Below are 23993 nucleotides of genomic sequence, written 5' to 3'. Positions count from 1 at the left end.
GAAACGCCCAGGTCCAACGAAGCCCGGAACAGCCCCATTTCGTCGCAGCACAACCCTGAACCACCTCCCAAGGAAACCCACTTGAACGCCATCCCTGCACCACACAGCCACACCGGCACCCGCACCTTCGAGCCGGGCCCGGGAGCAGAATCCATCCCCAGCCAGCAGGGGCGGCCCGGACCCGCGCCCGGGAACTCCGCACGGCTGCACGGTGCCGCCGTCGGCCCGGACCCGCTGGATCATCCCGATCCGTACACCACCGCCCAAGCCGCAGCCGTGGAGAACCTGCTGCGCTGCTGGGTACGGGAGAACAACCTCCCTGCTCCGAAAGACGGCATCCTCCGCATCCAACTCCCCGCCAGCGGCACAGCCTTGGTCGTCCTGGTGCACTACTGGTCCCCCACAGGCTGGCACCGCCTCGGCCTCCCCCACCTTTCCGACGCCCCCCACCAGGCACCCCCCGCAGACGGGGCCACGCTTGCGGCGCTCCTCGCACGAGAAACCCTGGCGAACGGTCCGGAGGGCGGGGCGGAGGCCAAGGCCGGCGACAGCGGCGACCTGGTGCGTCGCGTCGCCGACTCCGCCCAGCGAACCGTCGAGTTCATCCGTGACCGCAGGGAGCACCCCGCCGACGGCTTGGATCTCTTCCTCTCCGCCGAACAGTCGCTCCTTCTCGGTCACCCGCTGCACCCCACCCCGAAGAGCCGCGAGGGACTTTCCGAGGCCGAATCCCGGCTCTACTCACCCGAGTCACGCGGCTCCTTCCCTCTGCACTGGATGGCTGTCGCTCCCTCCGTACTCGCCACCGACTCGGCCTGGACCGAGCGTGGCCGTCCTGTACCCGCTCAGCAGCTCGCCGCCCGGCTCGCCGGCTCCGGACTGCCGCTGCCCGACGGGTACGCCGCGCTGCCGATGCACCCCTGGCAGATCCGCGAGGTCCGCCACCGCTCCGCGACGGCGAAACTGCTGGACGCCGGTCTGCTCCAGGACCTCGGTCCCCATGGCGCCCCCTGGCACCCCACCTCCTCCGTACGCACCCTCTACCGCTCCGGCGCCCCCGCGATGCTGAAGCTCTCCCTGGGCCTGTGCATCACCAACTCCCGCCGGGAGAACCTCCGCAAGGAACTCCACCGCGGTGTCGAGGTCCACCGCCTGCTGCGTACTGGCCTCGCCGAACAGTGGCAGGCAGCGCACCCGGGCTTCGACATCGTCCGCGACCCGGCCTGGCTCGCCGTCGACGACCCGGACGGCAGCCCCGTTGCCGGACTCGACGTGATGATCCGCCACAACCCGTTCACGCCGACGGACTCCGTCTCCTGCATCGCCGGACTCGTCTCGGTCAGGCCGGCGGACCCGTCTGGCGAACCGTCCGCATCCGGGCAGGGCAGACCCACGATGCGGTCACGGCTCAGCGAGATCGTCACCCGCCTCGCCGGGCACACCGGACGCTCGCGCGGCGCCGTCGCCACCGAGTGGTTCCTGCGCTACCTGGAACAGGTGATCCGCCCCGTCCTCTGGCTGGACAGCGAGGCAGGCATCGCACTGGAGGCCCACCAGCAGAACACCCTGGTCCTGCTGGACCCGCAGGGCTGGCCCGCGGGCGGCCGCTACCGTGACAACCAGGGCTACTACTTCCGCGAGTCCCGGCACGCGGAGCTGGACAATCGGCTCCCCGGCATCGGCGAGCACAGCGACACCTTCGTCTCCGACGAGGTCACCGACGAACGCTTCGCCTACTACCTCGCCATCAACAACGTGCTCGGCCTCATCGGCGCCTTCGGCTCCCAAGGCCTCGCCGACGAGCGGCTGTTGCTCGCCGCCTTCCGCCGCTTCCTCGCCGACGTCGCCTCCGGCCCCGCCCGGCTGCGTACACCCCTGCCCGCATGCCTGCTCGACTCACCCGTGTTGCGCTGCAAGGCCAACCTGCTGACCCGGCTGCACGGGCTCGACGAACTCATCGGCCCGGTGGACACCCAGTCCGTCTACGTCACCATCGCCAACCCCCTTCACTACTGAGGAACATGACCCACCCCGACTCCTGAGAGGAGCGTCGCCGTGCCTCCCACCGATGCGAGCACCGACGCCGGTACCGCCCCCATGACCCCCCTCGGCAGCGACCCAGGCTCCGACGTGGACAGCGAGGACACACTCGACCTGCGTCTGCCCGACGAACTCGTCGCCCTCTTCGCCGAGGAGGCCGCAGCAGCCAGGGGAGCCGAGTGCGCAGCGGAACAGGGCCAAGGGAACGGCATGGCGGCGCCTGGCCCCGTCACGCCGACGACCGTCACCCCAACCATTGACGACCTCCTCGACGGCGTCGGCGGCTGGGGCCCCATTGCTAGCCCCGTCGGCCACTTCCAGCTCGTCCCCGTACGCATCGACCGTGACCTGACGCTCATCAGCCGCTGGATGAACGACCCCGCTGTCTCGGCGTTCTGGGAGCTGGCCGGCCCCGAGACGGTCGCCGAAGATCACCTGCGCGCCCAGCTGGACGGGGACGGCCGCAGCGTTCCCTGTCTCGGCGTACTGGACGGCACCCCGATGAGCTACTGGGAGATCTACCGCGCGGACCTCGACCCGCTGGCCCGCCACTATCCCGCTCGTCTCCATGACACAGGAATCCACCTCCTCATCGGTGCTGTCGCCAACCGCGGACGGGGACTCGGCTCAGCACTGCTCAGAACCGTCTCCGACCTCGTACTCGACGGGCGCCCCTCATGCACACGCGTCGTCGCGGAACCCGATCTTCGCAACACCCCCTCCGTGTCCGCCTTCCTGAGCGCCGGCTTCCGGTTCTCCGCCGAGGTCGACCTGCCCGACAAACGGGCCGCCCTCATGGTCCGAGACCGGGCCCTGCGCGATGTGCTGTAGCGCCATCACTTTTGGTACACCGCTCGACCCGATCCGGTTCCCACTCGACCCCGATCCGGTTCTCGGCTCCTTGATCGAGCCCCTGCCTCGGGCGTTGATCGCCCGGGTGTCAGTGCGGCGCCGTAGGGTGGACGCGCTATGACAGAGCACTCACTCCCCGAACTCCTGCATGCCGCCGTCACAGCCGTCGGCGGTACGGAGCGCCCTGGCCAGGTGACCATGGCCGAAGCCGTCGCGGAGGCCATCGACGCAGGCTCCCATCTGCTGGTCCAGGCCGGCACCGGTACCGGAAAGTCGCTGGGTTACCTCGTACCCGCGCTCGCGCACGGCGAGCGCGTCGTCGTGGCGACGGCCACCCTGGCGCTTCAGCGGCAGCTCGTGGAGCGGGACCTTCCGCGCACGGTCGACGCACTGCATCCGCTGCTGCGCCGCCGCCCCGAGTTCGCGATGCTCAAGGGCCGCTCGAACTACCTGTGCCTGCACCGTCTCCGTGAGGGCATGCCGCAGGACGAGGAGGAGGGACTCTTCGACCAGTTCGAGGCGGCCGCGCCCACCAGCAAGCTGGGCCAGGACCTTCTGCGGCTGCGGGACTGGGCGGACGACACCGAGACGGGCGACCGCGACGATCTCGCCCCCGGAGTCTCCGACCGGGCCTGGTCGCAGATCTCCGTGTCGTCCAGGGAATGCCTGGGCGCCTCGAAGTGCGCGTACGGCGCAGAGTGCTTCGCCGAGATGGCCCGCGAGCGCGCCAAGCTCGCCGAGGTCGTCGTCACCAACCACGCGCTTCTCGCGATCGACGCCATCGACAACGCCCCGATCCTGCCGCAGCACGAGGTGCTGATCGTCGACGAGGCCCATGAGCTGGTCTCTCGCGTCACCGGAGTCGCGACCGGCGAGCTGACCCCTGGCCAGGTCAACCGTGCGGTGCGCCGCGCCGCGAAACTCGTCAACGAGAAGGCCGCCGATCAGCTCCAGACGGCCGCCGAAGGCTTTGAGCGACTGATGGAGCTGGCTCTGCCTGGCCGCCTGGAGGAGATCCCGGAGGACCTCGGGTACGCGCTGATGGCACTGCGCGATGCCGCCCGTACGGTGATCTCGGCGATGGGGACGACACGCGACAAGTCCGTCGGCGACGAGGACGCGGTACGCAAACAGGCTCTCGCCTCCGTGGAGTCCATCCACGATGTGGCCGAGCGGATCACCAACGGCTCCGAGTGGGACGTCGTCTGGTACGAACGCCATGACCGCTTCGGAGCCTCCCTGCGCGTCGCGCCGATGTCCGTGTCGGGCCTCCTCAGGGAGAAGCTCTTCGCGGACCGTTCCGTGGTCCTCACCTCGGCGACACTGAAGCTCGGCGGTGACTTCAACGGAGTCGGGGCCTCGCTGGGGCTGGCTCCCGAGGGCACGGAGGGCGAAGACGTCCCGCAGTGGAAGGGCGTCGATGTCGGCTCGCCTTTCGACTACCCGAAGCAGGGCATCCTGTACGTCGCCAAGCATCTGTCGCGTCCCGCACGCGACGGCGACCGCACGGACATGCTGAACGAGCTGACGGAGCTGATCCAGGCGGCGGGCGGCCGGACGCTCGGGCTCTTCTCGTCGATGCGGGCGGCGCAGCTGGCGGCAGAGGAACTGCGCTCCCGCATCCCCGAGTTCCCGATCCTTCTCCAAGGCGAGGAGACCCTGGGCGAGCTGATCAAGAACTTCGCGGCCGACCCGAAGACCTGCCTCTTCGGCACCCTCTCGCTGTGGCAGGGCGTAGATGTCCCTGGCGCCAGCTGCCAGTTGGTCGTCATGGACAAGATCCCCTTCCCACGCCCGGACGACCCGCTGATGAGCGCCCGCCAGAAGGCCGTCGAGGACGCGGGGGGCAACGGCTTCATGGCCGTCGCCGCCACGCATGCGGCACTGCTCATGGCTCAGGGCGCCGGCCGCCTCGTACGAGCGATGGGGGATCGTGGCGTCGTAGCCGTACTGGACCAGCGTCTGGCCACGGCCCGTTACGGCAGCTATCTGAAGGCGTCACTGCCCGACTTCTGGTACACGACGGACCGTAACCAGGTACGGCGGTCGCTGGCCGCGATCGACGAGGCGGCCCGCAAGGCAGAGAGCGAGTAGGGGGTCTTTGCCCTATGAGCGGCCGAGGAGGCCGCTCATAGGGCAAAGACCCCTAAGTACTGCCCTGTCCCCAGGCATCGGCGGGGACAGCACAGGGCCCCGGAACCGGCGCAGTTGGTTCCGGGGCCCGGTCAGGGGCGGAGGGTCAGACCCGCCGCAGCACCGCCACGACCTTGCCGAGGATGGTCGCCTCGTCGCCGGGAATCGGCTGGTACGCGGAGTTGTGAGGCAGCAGCCACACATGACCGTTCTCGCGCTTGAAGCGCTTGACCGTGGCTTCGCCGTCCAGCATCGCGGCCACGATGTCGCCGTTCTCGGCGACCGGCTGGCGGCGGACCGTCACCCAGTCCCCGTCGCAGATCGCGGCCTCGATCATCGAGTCACCGACGACCTTCAGGACGAACAGCTCGCCGTCCCCGACCAGCTGTCGCGGCAGCGGGAACACGTCCTCGACCGACTCCTCGGCGAGGATCGGGCCACCGGCGGCGATCCGGCCGACCAGCGGGACGTACGAGGCTGCCGGCTTGCCCGCCGTGTCGGTGGGCTGGACCGTGGACTGGTCGGATCCGCGGACCTCGTAGGCGCGGGGCCGGTGCGGGTCGCGCCGCAGGAAGCCCTTGCGTTCGAGTGCCATCAGCTGGTGGGCGACGGAGGAGGTGCTGGAGAGGCCCACGGCCTGCCCGATCTCCCGCATCGACGGCGGGTACCCGCGCCGCTGCACGGAGTCCCTGATGACCTCGATCACCCGGCGCTGCCGGTCGGTGAGTCCGGAGCTGTCCGCCCGGATTCCCGGAGGTCGGCCCGGCAGGGAGCGTGTGGGCTTGGGTCCCTCCTGATTCAATGCTTCATTCATGGCATGCACCGGCTCGAGTCGGCCCTGGGAGCGGTCCTGGGCGGTGATGGTGGCGCTATCTGCGGTGGTGGTCACGGTCGGCCCCTCTCGTTCGTCTCCCTGCTGCACAACGGTAGTTGCTTTCGAAAGGTTGCGCCAAACACACGTTCGAGTGAAAGATTGCGAATCACCTGGCGTGATCATGTGTTTGGGTGTATGGCCAACACTGCACCTGGCGGACAAAACGGCTGATTGCTGTACTCTTCGCCGCCGGGACGACGACCTCGTGGGTCGGCGCCCAGTCTGCCATCCGGTATCCCGTCAACCGGATACCGGCCCCTGCGTGCGGCGCCCACGTTATCCCTGCAGGCCCCGGCGCCGGTATGGGTGTGCGGCACATGTTCAGATCGGTTGCCGCATGCGCGCTCGCGGGAGACGACACGCGCGAGCGCAGAAAATTTACGGCCAAACCCCAGATCTAGTGGTTGGATGGCCACAGCAGCCCAGAAGTTGTGGTCCCCCGGGTCCTCCGGGGTCTGATCATCGCCTATGCTGGGGACTGCTTCGAGGGGCCCAAGTGGCCTGTCGAGGCTATTGAGTCGTGCTGTGAAGGAGGGATGGAGTTCGATGCACTGCCCCTTCTGCAGGCACCCCGACAGCCGCGTCGTCGACAGCCGTACGACCGACGACGGTACGTCGATCCGCAGGCGCCGCCAGTGTCCGCACTGCTCCCGTCGGTTCACGACGGTGGAGACGTGTTCGCTCATGGTGGTCAAGCGGTCCGGAGTCACCGAACCCTTCAGTCGTACCAAGGTCATCAATGGCGTCCGCAAGGCGTGCCAGGGGCGGCCTGTCACCGAAGACGCACTCGCCCAGCTCGGCCAGCGGGTCGAAGAGGCGGTGCGGGCCACCGGAAGCGCCGAACTGACCACCCATGACGTGGGGCTGGCCATTCTCGGCCCGCTGCAGGAGCTGGACCTCGTCGCCTATCTGCGGTTCGCGTCCGTCTACCGGGCGTTCGACTCGCCGGAGGACTTCGAGGCCGCCATCGCGGAACTCAGGGAACAGACGAAGCGCCCCACCGCGGACGACGATGACGCGGGCGAGGGGCGCCAGGGGAGCGATCGCGGGTCCGGAGGGACTGCCGAAGTCCCCGTGCCCGCCAACGCCGCCGACTGACCAGCGGGTCGACCCGCGTCGGCCGGTCGACGGCGATTCAGGAACCTGTTGCGGGCGATCGCGCATGCGCTGCGCGCAACACAGATACACACCGTGCCCAGGAAGAACGAGGCACTTCAGGGCGTTTTGCCCGATACAGGGAGGCGGCATGACAGAGACGGCGAGCGGTCCGGCGCGGAGTTCCCGAGCTAAGGGCACCAAGGCGAACAAGGGGCTGCGGATCGAGCGCATCCACACCACCCCGGGCGTGCATCCGTACGACGAGGTCGAGTGGGCGCGTCGTGACGTCGTCATGACCAACTGGCGCGACGGCTCGGTCAACTTCGAGCAGCGTGGCGTCGAGTTCCCCGAGTTCTGGTCGGTGAACGCGGTCAATATCGTCACCAGCAAGTACTTCCGCGGTGCTGTGGGCACCCCGCAGCGCGAGGTGAGCCTCAAGCAGCTCATCGACCGCATCGTGAAGACCTACCGGAAGGCCGGTGAGGACTACAAGTACTTCGCCTCGCCCGCCGACGCCGAGATCTTCGAGCACGAGCTGGCGTACGCACTCCTGCACCAGATCTTCAGCTTCAACTCGCCGGTGTGGTTCAACGTCGGCACACCGCAGCCCCAGCAGGTCTCCGCCTGTTTCATCCTGGCCGTCGACGACTCCATGGACTCGATCCTCGACTGGTACAAGGAAGAGGGAATGATCTTCAAGGGCGGCTCGGGGGCCGGCCTGAACCTCTCCCGGATCCGTTCGTCCAAGGAACTGCTGTCCTCCGGTGGCAACGCCTCTGGTCCTGTGTCCTTCATGCGCGGTGCCGACGCCTCGGCAGGAACGATCAAGTCCGGTGGCGCCACCCGCCGCGCCGCCAAGATGGTCATCCTCGACGTCGACCACCCCGACATCGAGGACTTCATCCAGACCAAGGTCAAGGAAGAGGAGAAGATCCGCGCCCTGCGTGACGCGGGCTTCGACATGGATCTGGGCGGCGACGACATCACGTCCGTCCAGTACCAGAACGCCAACAACTCGGTGCGCGTGAACGACGCGTTCATGAAGGCGGTCGAGAACGGCGAGAAGTTCGGCCTGCGCGCGCGGATGACCGGCGAGGTCATCGAGGAGGTCGATGCCAAGGAGCTCTTCCGCAAGATGGCCGAGGCCGCGTGGGCCTGCGCCGACCCGGGCATCCAGTACGACGACACCATCAACCACTGGCACACGTGCCCGGAGTCCGGCCGGATCAACGGCTCGAACCCGTGCAGCGAGTACATGCATCTGGACAACACGTCCTGCAACCTCGCCTCGTTGAACCTGATGAAGTTCCTGAAGGACGACGGCTTGGGTAACCAGGCTTTCGAAGTCGAGCGCTTCTCCAAGGTTGTCGAGCTCGTCATCACGGCGATGGACATCTCCATCTGCTTCGCGGACTTCCCGACTCAGAAGATCGCCGAGAACACCCGCGCCTACCGTCAGCTGGGCATCGGATACGCCAACCTCGGCGCCCTCCTGATGGCCACGGGTCACGCGTACGACTCCGACGGTGGCCGGTCCCTCGCCGGCGCCATCACCTCCCTGATGACGGGCACGTCGTACAAGCGCTCCGCGGAACTCGCCGCGGTTGTCGGCCCGTACGACGGCTACGCCCGCAACGCGCAGCCGCACCAGCGCGTCATGAAGCAGCACGCCGACGCCAACGCCGTGGCCGTCCGCATGGACGACCTGGACACCCCGGTCTGGGCCGCCGCCACGGAGGCCTGGCAGGACGTGATCCGTCTCGGTGCGAAGAACGGTTTCCGTAACGCGCAGGCGTCCGTCATCGCCCCGACCGGCACGATCGGTCTGGCGATGTCCTGTGACACCACCGGCCTCGAGCCCGACCTGGCACTGGTCAAGTTCAAGAAGCTGGTCGGCGGTGGCTCGATGCAGATCGTCAACGGCACCGTGCCGCAGGCCCTGCGCCGCCTGGGCTACCAGGAGGAGCAGGTCGAGGCGATCGTCGATCACATCGCCGAGCACGGCAATGTGATCGACGCCCCCGGCCTCAGGCCCGAGCACTACGAGGTCTTCGACTGCGCCATGGGCGAGCGTTCCATCTCCGCGATGGGCCACGTCCGCATGATGGCCGCGATTCAGCCCTGGATCTCCGGCGCGCTCTCCAAGACGGTCAACCTGCCGGAGTCGGCGACTGTCGAGGACGTCGAGGAGGTCTACTTCGAGGCATGGAAGATGGGCGTCAAGGCGCTCGCGATCTACCGGGACAACTGCAAGGTCGGCCAGCCCCTCTCCGCGAAGAAGTACGAGGAGAAGGTCGCGGAGAAGGCGGAGGAGACCATCCGCGAGACGGTCGAGAAGATCGTCGAGTACCGCCCGGTCCGCAAGCGCCTCCCGAAGGGCCGTCCCGGTATCACCACCTCCTTCACGGTGGGCGGCGCCGAGGGCTACATGACCGCCAACTCCTACCCGGACGACGGGCTCGGCGAGGTCTTCCTGAAGATGTCGAAGCAGGGTTCCACCCTCGCGGGCATGATGGACGCCTTCTCGATCGCCGTCTCCGTAGGCCTGCAGTACGGCGTGCCCCTGGAGACGTACGTTTCGAAGTTCACCAACATGCGCTTCGAGCCGGCGGGTATGACGGACGACCCGGACGTGCGGATGGCGCAGTCGATCGTCGACTACATCTTCCGCCGCCTGGCACTCGACTTCCTGCCCTTCGAGACGCGTTCCGCGCTCGGCATCCACTCCGCCCCCGAGCGTCAGCGTCACCTGGAGACCGGTTCGTACGAGCCGACCGATGACGAGCTAGACGTCGAGGGTCTCGCCCAGTCCGCGCCCCGTGCGCAGGAACTGAAGGCCGTCGCATCCCCGAGGGCCGAGGTCGAGGCGGCCAGGCCTGCCCCGCAGCAGGCGCACACCAACGCCGAGTTGGTGGAGATGCAGCTGGGTATCCAGGCGGACGCACCCCTGTGCTTCTCCTGCGGTACGAAGATGCAGCGGGCCGGGTCCTGCTACATCTGCGAGGGCTGCGGCTCCACCAGCGGCTGCAGCTGATTCATGACCGTAAGGGGCGTACGCATGGGCGTACGCCCCTTACGGCTTGAGTGGGTCAGGATGCGTGGCGGCTGCCCATGGTCCTGGCGAAGGACGCCGGGTCCGTGTCGAAGCCTCGGACGCCGGGGTGGAAGGACCACTCTCCGGAGTCGTCGCGTACGAACTCCGCGACTGTCGCGGACGTCGCTCCCAGTACGCCGCCGAAGTCGTCCTCGGCCAGGACGGTGTAGCCCTCGCTGATGCGCAGCGAGGGGTTGCCAACCCCGACGAAGGTCCTGCGTCCGGAGCGCTGCTGGATGCAGACGCCGACGACCACGCGCGCGTACCGGTTGTCCAGGCGGCCGAGCTCCAGGGTCATCACCTCGTCCCAGCCGAAGCCCTTGCCGTCTTTGCTGTCCCGGTTGAGGGTGATGGTGCCGTCCGGGGACCGGCTGTCGAAGTGCACTACGTAGTCGGGGTTTTCGTGGGTGTCCGTCGCCAAGTAGGTCGCGGCGACGAGGTCGAGATCCGTGGGTGGCTCACCGGCGGGACTCGGGTCCCACTTCACCCCGACCTCCACCTTGCTGATGCCCTTGCTGAGGCCGTCCACCAGATCTCCCTCCTGATCCTCAGTGACAGTCGCCCCAACTGCTGGGCAGCTGAGGCATGTTGTCCATCGTGTCACGCAACAGGGGGCGCTCGCGCGGATGTACTGCGCCAGAGCGTGACCAAGGCCACGTTGTGTGGCCTTACGATGGCGCGGTGCTGGTCAAGTGGATTCGCTGCACCGTGGTGGACCGCCGCGGTTTTGAACGGGGGCAGCGGAAATGGGCGGGGCTTCTGGGGGAGCCGGGATTCCGGGGGCAGGGCGGGGGCTGGAGTCGGGTACGACCCGGAGTGGCCCATATCTTCGCCTTCTGGGAGAGCCGTGCCTTCTACGACTCCTTCATGGCTCGCTCCCATGACCGGCTTGCTGCCGCGCAGGCCGGCACCTTCAAGGATCCACATATCAAACTCTTCGATCACAGGTTCGATGTGAAGACCGGCTTCGAGCCGCGCTTCACGGACGCCGACCTGGTACGCGTGGCGCACTGCCGCGTCCACGAGGAGAGGGCCGAGCACTTCGCGCTGATGCAGGAGAAGGTGTGGAATCCGGCGATGGCCGGCTCACCCGGCATGGTGCGCGGGCTGTTCGGTGAGGCGCCCGGTTATGAGTTCCTGGTGCTGTCGATGTGGCAGTCTGCCGCCGAACACGGCAAGTACCGCGTCGAGCGCGTCGAGCGGCTTGCCCTGCGGGCCCAGATCGAGGCGGATGTGGCGGCCCTCGCGGGCGACATCGTGGAGCTGGAACCGAGCTGGACGGTCTGAAAGCCGTTATGGGCGGTCACGGGCGGTCACGGACGATCTGAAGCGGTCACAGTTGTGTGACCTCCGCCGTATGAGGCCCGTACGAGTGCTCGATCCGGCGCGATCCGATCTAGGGTTTTGGCATGGCACGACCACGGCGCATCGTCCTTGTCCGGCACGGCGAGTCGGTGGGCAATGCCGATGACACCGTGTACGAACGCGAACCCGACCACGCACTGGCCCTCACCGAGACGGGATGGCGGCAGGCGGAAGAGACGGGCAAGCGGCTTCGGGAGGTCTTCGGCCATGAGCGCGTAAGCGTTTACGTATCCCCGTACCGCCGTACGCACGAGACATTCCGCGCCTTCCATCTCGACCCCGAACTCGTGCGCGTACGCGAGGAGCCGCGGCTGCGTGAGCAGGACTGGGGCAACTGGCAGGACCGGGAGGACGTACGCCAGCAGAAGGCGTACCGCGACGCGTACGGGCACTTCTTCTACCGCTTCGCGCAGGGGGAGTCCGGTGCCGACGTGTACGACCGGGTCGGCGGCTTCCTGGAAAGCCTGTTCCGCAGCTTCGAGGCGCCCGACCATCCGCCGAACGTGCTCATAGTGACGCACGGGCTGGCCATGCGGCTGTTCTGCATGCGCTGGTTCCACTGGTCGGTCGCGGAGTTCGAGTGCCTGGTGAACCCCGGGAACGGGGAGACGCGGATGCTCGTTCTCGGGGAGGACGGCAAGTACACACTTGACCGGCCTTTCGACCGCTGGCGTGATCCGAAACCGTACGGAGTCACCGGATAGAAGTGGCAGGGCGATGACCGCTGACTCCTCTCGCGACGGGCGCTTGGCCCGCACCCTGGCCAGCCTGAGCGGGCTCGCGGTGGGGGACGCGCTGGGCTCGCAGTTCTTCGTGCCCGAGAACTATCCGCTGCTCAAGCGCTGTGCCCTGCCGGCCGGCACCTGGCAGTGGACCGACGACACCGAAATGGCCTGCTCCGTAGTGGCCGTTCTGGCCGCCCACCGCCGTATCGACCAGGACGAGCTGGCCCGCTCCTTCGCGGAGCACCACGACTTCGACCGGGGCTATGGGCCCGCGGTCAACCGTCTGTTGCGGCTGATCCGGGAGGGCGGCGACTGGCGCGAGCTTGCATCGGCCCTCTTCAACGGGCAGGGCTCGTGGGGGAACGGCGCCGCGATGCGCATCGCGCCCCTGGGCGCGTGGTATGCGGACGATCCGGAGCAGGCGACGCACCAGGCGGAGATTTCGGCGTATCCCACGCACCAGCACCGAGAGGCCGTGGTCGGCGCCATGGCCGTAGCTGCTGCGGCCGCGTTGACCGCCGCCCCAGGTGGTCCGCCCAGCGCAGGGGCACTGCTCGACGGCGTCATAGCTCTCGTGCCGCGCAGCGCTGTGGAGGCCGGGCTGCGGCGTGCCCGGGACATGCTCGACTACGACGATGCGTCGACGGTCGCCGCGGTGCTGGGCTGCGGGCGGCGTACGAGCGCGCACGACACCGTGCCGTTCGCGCTCTGGTCGGCCGCACGTTCGCTCGGCGACTACGAGCAGGCCTTCTGGACGACCGCCCAGGCGGGCGGGGACGTGGACACGAACTGCGCCATCGTGGGTGGAGTGGTGGCCGCCGGGAAGGCAGGCGCGCCCCCGGTGGAGTGGGCGGAACGGACGGAGGCCCTGCCAGGCTGGATGTCGGTGGAGAGCGGGGCGTAGCCCGAACTGTCACAGACCTGACACAGAGCCCCCGCTCCCCGCCGCGTCGGCTTACCCGCGGATACCCTGTCCGCCACGCCGCTCGTTGATCATCTCGGGCGCGCGCCGACGAGACACCGGTCCCCTGGCTTCGGCCCAGCCATGTGCTGCGCGCCGTCCGTGGACCGGTCGGGAGGGGGTCCCGTGTCAGACAGGCCATCCGAGGCCGAACCGAGAAAGCCGGGGGTTGAAGAGGGAACGGACGCCGATCGGAGCGCTGGTGAGCGCTCCGAAGGAGGAGGTGCTTCCAGTGGGCGCACTGCCGCCCTGACCAAGAAGCCTGCCGCCGATGCCGATGAGCCCGAGGACGCTGTCCCCGCCTCGTACTCCGGCGACGCTTCCTCGAAGGGGGGCGCCGACGAGGACGACTCGGACGGAGAGGACGTCGACTGGGGCTACCCGGTCGCCGAGTCCGCCTGGTGGTTCGCGGACCTTCAAGCGGAGCCCCCGGCACCGGTCCGCCCCGCCACCCTCTGGGCCGCCCTGTCCACCGGCGTATTGAGCATGCTCCTGCTCGCCGACGGACTGGCCCTGAACCTCCTGCTGGTGGCGGTTCCGGCCGCGCTCGCCGCGTACTTCGCCGCCCAGGCGGCCGGCCGCGGTCCGCGGCGCTGGACGCTGGTGTGGGGCGTCGGCGGCCTCGCCCTGCTGACCGTGCCGGCGCTGCGTGACGCCGACTGGCCGACCTTCCTCGCCGTGGTGGCCGCCGTGGCCGCGGGCTCGCTCGCGCTGCACGGCGGCCGTACCTGGACCGGAGTGCTGTTCGGCCCGATCGGCCTGTACACCTCGGTACTCACCGGACCCGTCTGGGGCTGGCGAGGCCTGCGGGAACGGTTCGGCGGCGCCCGAGGCAACGTGGGCCCGGTGCTGCGCGCGCTCGCGGTGGCCGCGGTTCTGCTGCTGGTCTTCGGCGCCCTGTTCGCGGGGGCCGACGCGGCCTTCGCGGATCTGCTCGGCGGCCTCATGCCGGACGCCTCCGTCTCCGGCGGCCCCTGGCATCTCGTCCTGCTGGTGCTCGGCCTGGTCGGCGCGCTGGCGGCGGCACACACGGCCGCCGCGCCCGTTCAGTGGGACCGCGTCGAGGTGCCCCCGGGCCGGGAGCGTGGGCGGGTCGAGTGGGCGCTGCCCCTGATCGTGCTCGTCGTGCTCTTCGCGGCCTTCAACGCCGTCCAGCTCGCCGTCCTGTTCGGCGGATACGACACCGTGCTGGAGAAGACCGACCAGAGTTACGCAGAGTACGCGCGCCAGGGCTTCTGGCAGCTCCTCCTGATCACATTGCTGACCCTGCTCGTCATCGTCTTCGCCCTGCGCTGGGCCCCGCGCGACGGTGCGCGCGACTGGACGCTGGTGCGCGCCGTGCTGGGAACTCTCTGTGTTCTCACGCTCGTTGTCGTGGCATCGGCGGTGCGACGTATGGACATGTACGTGGAGGCGTATGGACTGACGCGACTGAGGATCTCGGTGGTGGCCGTGGAGCTCTGGCTCGGCCTGGTCATCGTGCTCATCATGGCGGCCGGCGTATGGGGAGCCCGCTGGCTGCCGCGTGCCGTGATGGCCACTGCCGCCGCTGGTGTGCTCGCCTTCGGGCTCATCTCGCCGGACGGCCTGGTCGCCGAGCGTAACGTCGAGCGGTACGAGGCCACGAGCAAGGACGGCGAGGGCAAGTTCGACGTCGACTACGCGCGCGGCCTGTCGGCGGACGCCGTACCGGCCCTCGACAAGCTTGAGGAGCCGCTGCGCTCCTGCGCGCTCGAGCCCATCGCGAGGGAACTGGAGAAGGAGAACAAGCCCTGGTACGCCACCAGTTGGGGTGAGGCCCGGGCCCGCGGCATCCTCGAGGACCGGCCGCTGTCGGCCGAGGCGGACTGGCGCGAGTGCCTTCGGCTCCGTGACGAGTTCCAGTACCGCTGAGGCACGGGAACGTACCGAGCGGGCTGGACCCACGTCCACGGGACGTCGGTCCAGCCCGCTCGCATCGGTGGTGTCAGCCTCCGGCCGGTCCTGCGGTGCCCGACAGAGCCTCGAGGTCGCTCTTGCGGACCCGGATCACCAACGCGGCGACGGCCAGGGCCAGTACGGCCATTGCCGCGGCCGGGATGAAGGCCGTTGATATGCCCTGGGCCAGCACTTCATTGCCCCAGGGAGCCGGCAGTTGCTGCGTCTGCGCGAACTCCGCCTTCTGCTCCGCCGAGGCGTTCGCCATGAACGCGGGCAGCTGCTTCTCCGCCTCGTCACGGCTCGCCGTACCGAAGACCGTGGTCAGGATGGCGAGGCCGAGCGAACCGCCCACCTGCTGCGTGACGTTGAGCAGCCCGGACGCCGCGCCGGCCTCGTGCTGGGCGACACCGGAGACCGCGGTGAGTGTCAGCGTCACGAAGTTCAGCCCCATGCCGAAGCCGAACACCAGCATCGGGCCCAGTACCCCGCCGGCGTACGAGCTGTCCGGGCTGATGAAGGTCTGCCAGCCGAGCCCGATCACGGCGAGCGCCGAGCCCACGACCATGAAGGGCTTGGGGCCGAGCACGGGGAGAAGCCGCTGCGACAGGCCCGCACCGATCGCGATCGCGACCGTGACCGGTAGGAAGGCCAGCCCCGCTTCGATCGGCGTGTAGTCCAGCACGTTCTGCACGAACAGGACGATGAAGAAGAACATGCCGAACATCGCCGCGGCCAGGCTCAGCATGATCACATACGTGCCTGAGCGGTTGCGGTCGGCGAACATGCGCAGCGGCGTGATCGGTTCCTTGGCCCGGGACTCGATCAGTCCGAAGGCCAGCAGCAGGACCGCCGCCGCCCCGAAGGACCCGAGGGTGAGGCTGTCGCGCCAACCCTCTTCCGAGGCCCGGATGAATCCGTAGACCAGGGACGCCATACCGGCCGTCGAGGTCAGCGCGCCCGCGATGTCGAAGCGCCCCGGATGCCGCTCGGACTCGCTGATGTAGAGCGGTGTGAGGAACGCGATCAGCAGGCCGATGGGTACGTTGACGAAGAGCACCCAGCGCCAGTCGAGCCACTCGGTGAGCATGCCGCCGGCCAGCAGACCGATCGCGCCGCCGCCGGCCGAGACCGCGGCGAAGACACCGAACGCCCTGTTGCGCTCGGGACCTTCGGGGAAGGTCGTGGTGATGAGCGCCAGCGAGGTGGGCGACGCGATCGCGCCACCGACGCCCTGGAGAGCGCGTGCGGCCAGCAACTGCCAGGGTTCCTGGGCGAAACCGCCGAGCAGCGAGGCAAGTGTGAAGAGCAGGATGCCGGTCATGAAAACCCGGCGCCGGCCGAGGATGTCGCCGGCCCGGCCGCCGAGCAGCAGCAGACCGCCGAAGGTGAGCGTGTACGCGCTGACGACCCAGGTGAGGTCGGTCGTGGAGAACTTGAGCGCGTCTTGAATGTGCGGGAGTGCGATGTTCACAATCGTCGCGTCGAGTACCACCATGAGTTGGCAGGCCGCGATGACGGTGAGCGCGATGCCGGGACGCCCCTCCCGGCGGGCTGCCCCCGGCTTCTGGTCCTTTGTCAGTTGAGAGGTTGTCACTATTGGGTCCCCCACAAGTACGTTAGTGAACGCTCGCGTTCACTGTCGCGTCAACGTTAGTGAGTCCCCATCAGTGAACGCAAGCGTTCACTGAATCGCTTTCGTGCCGCGTCACCGATCCGCTCGCCTTACCCGAAGATCCCCGCTCCCCCTGCACAACGGAGACGCTCAGATGGCTACTTCGCGCTTGACGGCCGCCCCCGCTCAGCCGGCCTCCCTACGTCGGCGCGGCGCCGTACTCGAACGCGCGATCCTCGAGGCCGCGCTCGATCAGCTCAGTACGGTCGGCTGGAACGGCCTCACGATGGAGGGCGTCGCCGCGGGCGCCCAGACCGGCAAGGCCGCCGTCTACCGTCGCTGGCCGTCCAAGGAGGATCTCGTCGTGGACGCGCTCCGGTCCGGGCTGCCGGAGCTGGAGAACGCGCCCGACCTCGGCAGCGTGCGGGAAGAACTCCTGGATCTGTGCCGCCGGGTGCGCGAGGCGATGTTCTCGCGCCCTGGATACGCGCTGCGCTCGGTACTTTACGAGTGCGACTTCGGTGCGGCCGAGCGCTTCCATGCCGTGATCCTGGAACGGGTCGTGGAGCCGGGTGCGCGGCTCGTCGGGGAGGTCATTCGCCGTGGGATCGCGCGAGGAGAAGTGCGGCCCGATGCCGCGAACGGGTATGTCTTCGACGCCATGCCGGCGATGATGATGTACCGCTCGAAGGTGTGCGCCTGCGAATGGAACGAGCAGGAGCTGGAAGCGCTGGTCGACCAGTTGATGGTTCCCCTGCTGCGTCCGAGCGAGGCATGACGTGATGCAGCCACTGCCTCCGAGCGGTGGCTGAACTCCCCGTCTGGTTGCCCGGAGAAACCTGGGTGTCGCAAGGGGTTCCGGACGGCGTACTCTGGTGCCGCCATGGCGTACGAAGCACCCACACACCGCGTCGAGCGCTCCTTGCGCGCCACCACCGGAGCGAAGGTCATTGCCGGTGTCGACGAGGTGGGGCGCGGTGCGTGGGCCGGTCCGGTCACCGTCTGCGCGGCGGTCACGGGCCTGCGCCGACCGCCCGAAGGCCTCACCGATTCCAAGCTCCTCACCATCAAGCGCCGTACCGAGATGGCCGAGGAGCTGACGAAGTGGGTGACGTCGTACGCCCTGGGACATGCCTCTCCTGAGGAGATCGACGACCTGGGGATGACGGCCGCGCTGCGGCTTGCCGCCATGCGCGCCCTGGATGCCCTGCCGGTTCGCCCCGAAGCGATCATCCTCGACGGGAAGCACGACTATCTCGGCACTCCTTGGCGGGTCCGTCCGGTCATCAAGGGCGACCAGTCGTGCGTGGCCGTCGCGGCGGCCTCGGTGATCGCCAAGGTCGAGCGTGACAAACTGATGGCCGAACTGGGCATCGAACATGCAGACTTCGGTTTTGCGACCAACGCCGGGTATCCGTCACCCGTGCACAAGGCCGCGCTGGAGTTGCGGGGCCCCACCCCGTACCACCGGCTTTCGTGGGCGTATCTTGATGCGCTGCCCCAGTGGCGGCACCTCAAGAAGGTCCGCAACTGGGCGGACGGAAGCGTTCCGGAGATCGAAGGTCAGCTCGGTTTCGATTTCTGACGGTTCCGCTCGCATCCATGTGCCACCCGCCGGGGTGAGTCGCACCGGCGTTTGATAAAAATCAGCTCATGCCTCTCATTCCCGAGGAGCCTCAGATTCACGAGAGTGCCCAGGGTCCCCGCGCCACTCCGGCCAACGGCCGCACCGCGCCGACCCCCCGCCCCGTACCCGGTCCCCGTCCCGCGGCTCCGCCGCGTCCCGGTCGTCCGAGTGCCGTCCGGCCGATGCCGCCGGCGCAACGTGCGCCGCGCGACACGCCTGTGGCCAAGCCGGAGTCGTCCGCCCCGGCCGCCCCCGCCGCTTCCTCCACTCCGCAGATCCAGCTGATCCCGGCCTCGGCCGAGGGGGCGCTGGACGCCGCCGAGGAAGCGGTCGACCTGCTGCTCGACACGGGCCGTGCCCCCGGTGAGGTGCTGGTGATCACCACCGGCGATCCGCATCCGTGGGCCGCGCACGAGTTGTCCTTCGGCGACGCCCCGTACTGGGCGCAGCACGACGCGGGTGACGACGTCTTCTACGCCGACGCGTCCGTCGCCGGTCGGGTCGCGTCCCGTCCCGTGGTCGTCGTCGCCGTCAACGGCGGTCCCGACGCTTCCGCCGCTACGGCCCTGCCGCTGGCCCTCGGCCGAGCCGGCACCCTGCTGATCGTCTGCGGCGACCCGCAGAAGATCAACTCGGTGCTGGGGGCGGGAGTCTGAGAGCCCGCTTCCCTTGACGGGGGTGGGTGCCGCCGTTGGCGGCATGTGCACGGTGGATGGTTCGACGTGTGCCGGTACGGGGGGACGTACCGGCGTGACCAGGGCCGCAGCGCCCGAGTTCATGTGCGGCGCCGTCGAGGCTTGTCATGCGTCAGTACGTCATCGGGGCCGGGCTCCACGCGCGCGTGGTGGACGCCCGTGACCCCTGGCGGAGATCGGACGGGCTTCGTTCGTCGGGTCAGCGAGCCGCCGCGCGGCGCAGTACGTCCGAGGCGGCGCCCCCGGTGCGCGGCTGGGTTGTCTCCGCCATGGCGAAGGACTCGAAGGACTCCGGCGCCGAGTCCGCGTTGGGGTGACGGCCGCCGCGCCCCTCGCCCAGGACCTGCCAGCCCTCACCCGTCAGCGTGATGTACGCCCCGCAGCGCAGTCCGTGCAGCGTGCACGCGTCTCGCAGCCCCCACATCCACGCCCCGTCCTCCTCCGTCCAACGCGCGTCGCCCTCACGGCAGTAGAGCAGCACTGCCGTATGCACCGGGGTGCGGCGCCGCAGATCGTGCGGGATGACCCGGCGCAGTTGCGCGAGCAGCGCGTTGCGGAACATCCAGCCGTCCGCCGGAGCCGAACGCCGGGTGAACGAGGCGCTCGCCCGCAGCCGTTCCTCCGGATCGAGGACGGCCACGATGGCGGTCGCGGGCCGGGGCCGATGCCGGGAGTGCAGCCCGTTGACGACCTCCCGGGGATTGCGCAGCAGAGGAATCCCCGCAGCGGCCCACTCGGCGGGTTCGAGCATCCGGGCCAATGAGTTGGCGGACGCGGCGGACGTCGGCATCGATGCCGCCGGGGACGGAGCGAATCCGAAGGTCACGGTCCTCCCTTCGGCTACGCGCCCACACTGCGGGCGGGGTCGGACGGGGGAGCGCACCGCGACATGGCCCTACCGGGCTTCGGGCAGGCCATGCGGGGCGCGTCCCCAATTCTTCCTGCCGAACTTGATTGCGGCAACGAGCAATCAGGGCCACTGACTGTTATCTGGGGATGCGTCTCATATATCCCCGCACAGTGCTCTCCTCAGCGGCACTTGCATCACGCTTGCACGGCGAGCACCAGCGGCAACACCCCCTGCGCACCGGTTCTCCGGAGCATGCGTGCGGCCACCGCGAGCGTCCAGCCGGTCTCGGTCAGATCGTCCACGAGCAGTACAGGCCCTTGAGCTTCCGCGAGGGCCTCGGCCAGGGCGGGCGGCACGGCCAGCGCCCCGTCGAGTGCCTTGAGCCGCTGCGTGCTGTTGCTCCTGGAAGCCGGCGCTGCCTCAACTCCAGCGGCGTACTCCAGGGACCCCAGCAGTGGAAGGCGTCCGATCTCGGCGATCCGCGCCCCGAGCGACTGGATCAGCCGCGGTCGGCTGTGCGAGGCCATGGTGACGACGCCGACCGGACGCGGCTGTGCGTCGGGGCTCCCTGCAGCCCAGCCGCCAGGCCCCTTCGCCCAGTCGGCCAGTACTCCGACGACGGCCTTCGCGACATCGTCCGGGACGGGACCATCCGGTGCTTGAGGGGCCAGCATCGGCCGCAGCCGGTTGCCCCAGCCGATGTCCGAGAGCCGCCCCAACGCCCGCCCGGTCGCGGCCTGTTCGCCGGCCGGGATGCGTCCCTTCAGGTCGACACCTATCGAGGGCAGACCCGTCGGCCACATCTTCCGGGGCTCCACCTCGACACCCGCGCGGCCGAGCTCACCACGCGCCGAGTCCAGAGCGGCAGGGGAGACCGTGTCGGCGAACCGCGGCCCGGCACAGTTGTCACAGCGGCCACACACGGCCGCCCCCTCATCGTCCAACTGCCGCCGCAGGAACTCCATCCGGCAGCCGGTCGTCGTCACGTAGTCACGCATCGCCTGCTGCTCGGTGGCCCGCTGCTTGGCGACCCAGGCATAGCGCTCGGCGTCGTACGTCCATGTGGCGCCCGTGGAGATCCAGCCACCCTTGACCCGATGGACTGCGCCGTCCACGTCCAGGACCTTGAGCATCGTCTCCAGCCGGGACCGGCGCAGCTCCACCAGCGGTTCGAGCGCGGGCAGCGAGAGCGGCCGGCCCGCCTGCGCGAGGGCATCCAGCGTGCGCCGCACCTGCTCCTCCGGAGGGAAGGCGATCGAGGCGAAGTACTGCCAGATCGCCTCGTCCTCCTTGCCCGGCAGAAGCAGCACCTCGGCATGGTCCACACCGCGCCCCGCCCGTCCCACCTGCTGGTAGTAGGCGATCGGAGAAGACGGCGACCCCAGGTGCACCACGAAGCCCAGGTCGGGCTTGTCGAAGCCCATGCCCAGCGCGGATGTGGCGACCAGGGCCTTCACCCGATTCGCGAGCAGGTCCTCCTCGGCCTGCTGCCGGTCCGCGTTCTCCGTCTTCCCGGTGTACGACGCCACCGGGTGCCCGCACTGTCGCAGGAACGCGGTGACCTCCTCGGCCGCGGCCACCGTTAGCGTGTAGATGATTCCGGAGCCGGGCAGCTCGCCCAGGTGCTCGGCGAGCCAGGCCATCCGGTGAGCGGCGTCCGGCAGCCGCAGTACGCCGAGGCTCAGGCTCTCCCGGTCCAGCGGGCCGCGCAGGACGAGCGCGTCGGTGCTGCCACCGGTGCCGAGTTGCTCGGCCACATCGGCCGTCACGCGCGCGTTGGCCGTCGCGGTGGTGGCCAGGACTGGTACGCCCGGCGGGAGATCGGCGAGCATGGTGCGCAGCCTGCGGTAGTCCGGCCGGAAATCGTGGCCCCAGTCGGAGATGCAGTGCGCCTCGTCGACCACGAGGAGGCCGGTCGCCGCGGCGAGCTTCGGCAGTACCTGGTCGCGGAAGTCGGGGTTGTTGAGTCGCTCCGGGCTCACCAGGAGCACATCGACCTCACCCGCGGCCACCTCGTGCTGGATCGAGTCCCACTCCTCCGTGTTGGACGAGTTGATCGTCCGCGCGCGGATCCTGGCGCGCGCCGCCGCCTCGACCTGGTTGCGCATGAGCGCGAGGAGCGGGGAGACGATGACCGTGGGGCCCGCGCCCCGCTCACGCAGGAGCGCGGTCGCGACGAAGTACACCGCGGACTTGCCCCAGCCGGTGCGCTGCACGACCAGGGCTCTGCGCTTGTCGGCGACGAGTGCTTCGATGGCTCGCCACTGGTCCTCGCGCAGCCGGACGTCGCCCGCCGCGGCGCCGACGAGGCGGGCGAGTACGGTATCGGCCGCTGTGCGCAGGTCTTCGTTGGTCATGGCCCCATGCAACCCGATGGGTCTGACATCGCGCGAACGCGTCCGCCGAACTGTGGATAACTTCTGACACGATCATGATCATGGTTATCCACAGGCCAAAGCGGGATTTCGGAATTCGCGGGATGGTCACCACATGACGAATCACAGCGAAGCCGCCGGGACTTCCGGCAACGGTGACATCAGCGGGCACGACGAGCGTGGGGAAGGGAACGAGCACGGCGGCCACAGGGAAGATCACGCGGGGGGAGGTGCCGCTGGTGCGGGGAGCGGGGCGGACGGTATTCCGTGCGCCGAGCACCAGGTCACGCTCCGGACTCCGGCCGAACTGGCCGATGCGCTGCCGTACTTGCTCGGGTATCGGCCCGAGGACAGCATCGTGCTCGTAGCCCTGCATGACCGGGACGGGCGGGGTCGGTTCGGCGGGCGAGCACGCCTCGGCATTCCTGCCAACGAGGACGACTGGCCGGCCGTGGCCGATCAGTTGGCGCAGGGCCTCATCAAGGGAAGCGAACGCAGGGGCGCGCCGGTCGAGAGCATGGTGGCCTTCCTCTGTCAGGACCCCAGGGTCAATGAGTCCGGGTGGGAGGTCATGTCGCGCCTGCGCCAGCTGGCACAGTTGCTGCGCACGGCATGCGGTGCTCTTGACGTCCCCGTGGTCGAGGCACTGTGCATCTCGGACAACCGCTGGTGGTCTTATGTCTGCCCCAGCGAAGAGTGCTGCCCTTCCGCCGGTACGCCCCTGGGCCTGCCCGGCACCTCGGTCCTGGCTGCCGCAGCGACGTACGCCGGACTCCAAGTGCGCGGCTCACTGAAGGAGTTGAGGGCAAGGCTCAGTCCCTGGGAGACCGCGGCGGCGCTGGAACAGGAGTCCGCGCTGAATGCCGTGAGCGTGGCGCTCATTCCCAGGATCCTGGACGACGAGAGCCGCGCGGACGTGGCGGACCAGACGCTGGAACTGGCCGACCGGCTCATGCGGCGGTTCGCCGACGCCCCACCCTTGTCCGGCACGCTTCCGGCAGATCTCCGCGATGACGAGCTACTGGCCCACGACGAAGCGGCCACTCTGATCCTCGGCCTCCAGGACCGCGGAACGCGCGACAGGGCGGCGGAGTGGATGGAGGGTGACGAGGCGGGTCCGGCATTGCGCCTGTGGCGCGCCCTGGCCCGGCGCTGTGTCGGTGCGTACGGGGAGCACGCCGCGGCTCCGCTCACCCTCGCTGGATGGGTCGCATGGTCCACCGGCGACGAGCTGGAAGCCCGAGAAGCCCTTGCGATGGCGCTCGGCGCGGACCCCGAATATCTCTTCGCACGCCTTCTGCACCAGGCGTGCAACGAGGGGCTGGATCCCGAGTCGATCCGCCGGTGCCTTCGGAAGGAGCGCGCCGATCGCGGGGGTGCGGTGGCGGGATCCGAGGCGGGCGCTGCCTCGGTGCCGCGGGCCGGCTCCGACAGTCCGTCCGATCAGACCCCGGCAGCGCCGACGCGGACGGTGTCCCGTCGCCGACGCAGGACGCGGTCCACAGGCAGCCCTATCAGCCATCCGAGCCGACGTCCCACCGGGCCGGGCGGTACGCGCCGTCCCCGGCCCGCCACCGAGGGCTCTACCGCGACGGACGGACGAGGCCGGGGCGGCGACAGCAAGGGCGCCCCTTCCCGGTCCCGGCGAGGAGCCGGACGTCGGGAAACAAGGAGCGACACATGAGGACGGGGGAGCGGTGCGGGGCATTGTTGGCGGTCTGGTCTCGGGGTTGGTTCCGGCTGCTACGGGTGACGATCCGGGCGTGGGTCGG

The 23993-nt window shown here is 69.1% G+C and carries 18 protein-coding genes; 13 read left to right on the top strand and 5 right to left on the bottom strand.

What is annotated here, in order from left to right:
* The first annotated feature begins 81 nt into the window (after positions 1-81).
* From OHT21_RS11790 to OHT21_RS11780, 3 genes are all read left to right on the top strand, one after another.
* Complete coding sequence (locus OHT21_RS11790; RefSeq protein WP_443050347.1) at positions 82-2016, top strand: IucA/IucC family protein; 1935 nt, start codon at positions 82-84, stop codon at positions 2014-2016.
* 39 nt (positions 2017-2055) lie between these two features.
* Positions 2056-2871, top strand: a complete 816-nt coding sequence (locus OHT21_RS11785) for a GNAT family N-acetyltransferase (RefSeq protein ID WP_328768220.1) — start codon at positions 2056-2058, stop codon at positions 2869-2871.
* Positions 2872-3009: 138 nt separating this feature from the next.
* Entirely contained in the window at positions 3010-4986 is a 1977-nt protein-coding gene (locus tag OHT21_RS11780; RefSeq protein ID WP_328768219.1) for an ATP-dependent DNA helicase, read from the top strand.
* A gap of 145 nt (positions 4987-5131) precedes the next feature.
* Here the strand turns inward: OHT21_RS11780 and lexA are convergent, their stop codons facing one another.
* Entirely contained in the window at positions 5132-5914 is a 783-nt protein-coding gene (gene lexA / locus OHT21_RS11775; protein WP_033318887.1) for a transcriptional repressor LexA, read from the bottom strand.
* Positions 5915-6445: 531 nt separating this feature from the next.
* Here lexA and nrdR point away from each other — a divergent pair.
* Entirely contained in the window at positions 6446-6997 is a 552-nt protein-coding gene (nrdR, locus tag OHT21_RS11770) for a transcriptional regulator NrdR (protein ID WP_328768218.1), read from the top strand.
* A 148-nt stretch (positions 6998-7145) separates the two neighbouring features.
* A complete protein-coding gene (locus tag OHT21_RS11765; protein WP_328768217.1) occupies positions 7146-10031 on the top strand; it encodes a vitamin B12-dependent ribonucleotide reductase in 2886 nt (961 codons plus the stop codon).
* A gap of 55 nt (positions 10032-10086) precedes the next feature.
* On the opposite strand, the gene OHT21_RS11760 is transcribed toward OHT21_RS11765, so the two are convergent.
* Complete coding sequence (locus tag OHT21_RS11760; RefSeq protein ID WP_328768216.1) at positions 10087-10620, bottom strand: TerD family protein; 534 nt, start codon at positions 10618-10620, stop codon at positions 10087-10089.
* Positions 10621-10772: 152 nt separating this feature from the next.
* Between OHT21_RS11760 and OHT21_RS11755 the strand changes: the two genes are divergently transcribed.
* The 4 genes from OHT21_RS11755 (at position 10773) to OHT21_RS11740 (ending at position 15035) form a co-directional block, all read left to right on the top strand.
* Complete coding sequence (locus OHT21_RS11755) at positions 10773-11378, top strand: YdbC family protein (RefSeq protein ID WP_328768215.1); 606 nt, start codon at positions 10773-10775, stop codon at positions 11376-11378.
* Between the two features lie 122 nt (positions 11379-11500).
* Positions 11501-12160 (top strand): histidine phosphatase family protein, encoded by a 660-nt coding sequence (locus OHT21_RS11750; protein ID WP_078491628.1) that lies wholly within the window; start codon positions 11501-11503, stop codon positions 12158-12160.
* A 13-nt stretch (positions 12161-12173) separates the two neighbouring features.
* Entirely contained in the window at positions 12174-13085 is a 912-nt protein-coding gene (locus OHT21_RS11745; RefSeq protein WP_328768214.1) for an ADP-ribosylglycohydrolase family protein, read from the top strand.
* Between the two features lie 183 nt (positions 13086-13268).
* Positions 13269-15035 (top strand): DUF4153 domain-containing protein, encoded by a 1767-nt coding sequence (locus OHT21_RS11740; RefSeq protein WP_443050346.1) that lies wholly within the window; start codon positions 13269-13271, stop codon positions 15033-15035.
* Positions 15036-15108: 73 nt separating this feature from the next.
* Here OHT21_RS11740 and OHT21_RS11735 read toward each other — a convergent pair whose 3' ends face one another.
* A complete protein-coding gene (locus tag OHT21_RS11735; protein ID WP_328768213.1) occupies positions 15109-16656 on the bottom strand; it encodes an MFS transporter in 1548 nt (515 codons plus the stop codon).
* Between the two features lie 172 nt (positions 16657-16828).
* Here OHT21_RS11735 and OHT21_RS11730 point away from each other — a divergent pair, with 172 nt between their 5' ends.
* The 3 genes from OHT21_RS11730 to OHT21_RS11720 all read left to right on the top strand — a co-directional run bounded on the left by OHT21_RS11730 (position 16829) and on the right by OHT21_RS11720 (position 18957).
* Complete coding sequence (locus OHT21_RS11730; RefSeq protein ID WP_328768212.1) at positions 16829-17452, top strand: TetR/AcrR family transcriptional regulator; 624 nt, start codon at positions 16829-16831, stop codon at positions 17450-17452.
* A 105-nt stretch (positions 17453-17557) separates the two neighbouring features.
* A complete protein-coding gene (locus OHT21_RS11725) occupies positions 17558-18259 on the top strand; it encodes a ribonuclease HII (RefSeq protein WP_328768210.1) in 702 nt (233 codons plus the stop codon).
* 68 nt (positions 18260-18327) lie between these two features.
* The gene (locus OHT21_RS11720) at positions 18328-18957 is read left to right on the top strand and encodes a hypothetical protein (protein WP_328768209.1); all 630 of its coding nucleotides are present in this window, start codon (positions 18328-18330) and stop codon (positions 18955-18957) included.
* A 238-nt stretch (positions 18958-19195) separates the two neighbouring features.
* On the opposite strand, the gene OHT21_RS11715 is transcribed toward OHT21_RS11720, so the two are convergent.
* Positions 19196-19822, bottom strand: a complete 627-nt coding sequence (locus OHT21_RS11715) for a hypothetical protein (RefSeq protein WP_328768208.1) — start codon at positions 19820-19822, stop codon at positions 19196-19198.
* A gap of 218 nt (positions 19823-20040) precedes the next feature.
* The gene (locus OHT21_RS11710; RefSeq protein WP_328768207.1) at positions 20041-22203 is read right to left on the bottom strand and encodes a RecQ family ATP-dependent DNA helicase; all 2163 of its coding nucleotides are present in this window, start codon (positions 22201-22203) and stop codon (positions 20041-20043) included.
* A 133-nt stretch (positions 22204-22336) separates the two neighbouring features.
* On the opposite strand from OHT21_RS11710, the gene OHT21_RS11705 reads away from it, so the two are divergent.
* Entirely contained in the window at positions 22337-23905 is a 1569-nt protein-coding gene (locus OHT21_RS11705) for a DUF4192 domain-containing protein (RefSeq protein WP_328768206.1), read from the top strand.
* Positions 23906-23993 lie beyond the last annotated feature (88 nt).

It is taken from the genome of Streptomyces sp. NBC_00286, assembly GCF_036173125.1.
GTDB lineage: Bacteria > Actinomycetota > Actinomycetes > Streptomycetales > Streptomycetaceae > Streptomyces.
This window is presented reverse-complemented; position numbering and strand designations above follow the sequence as displayed.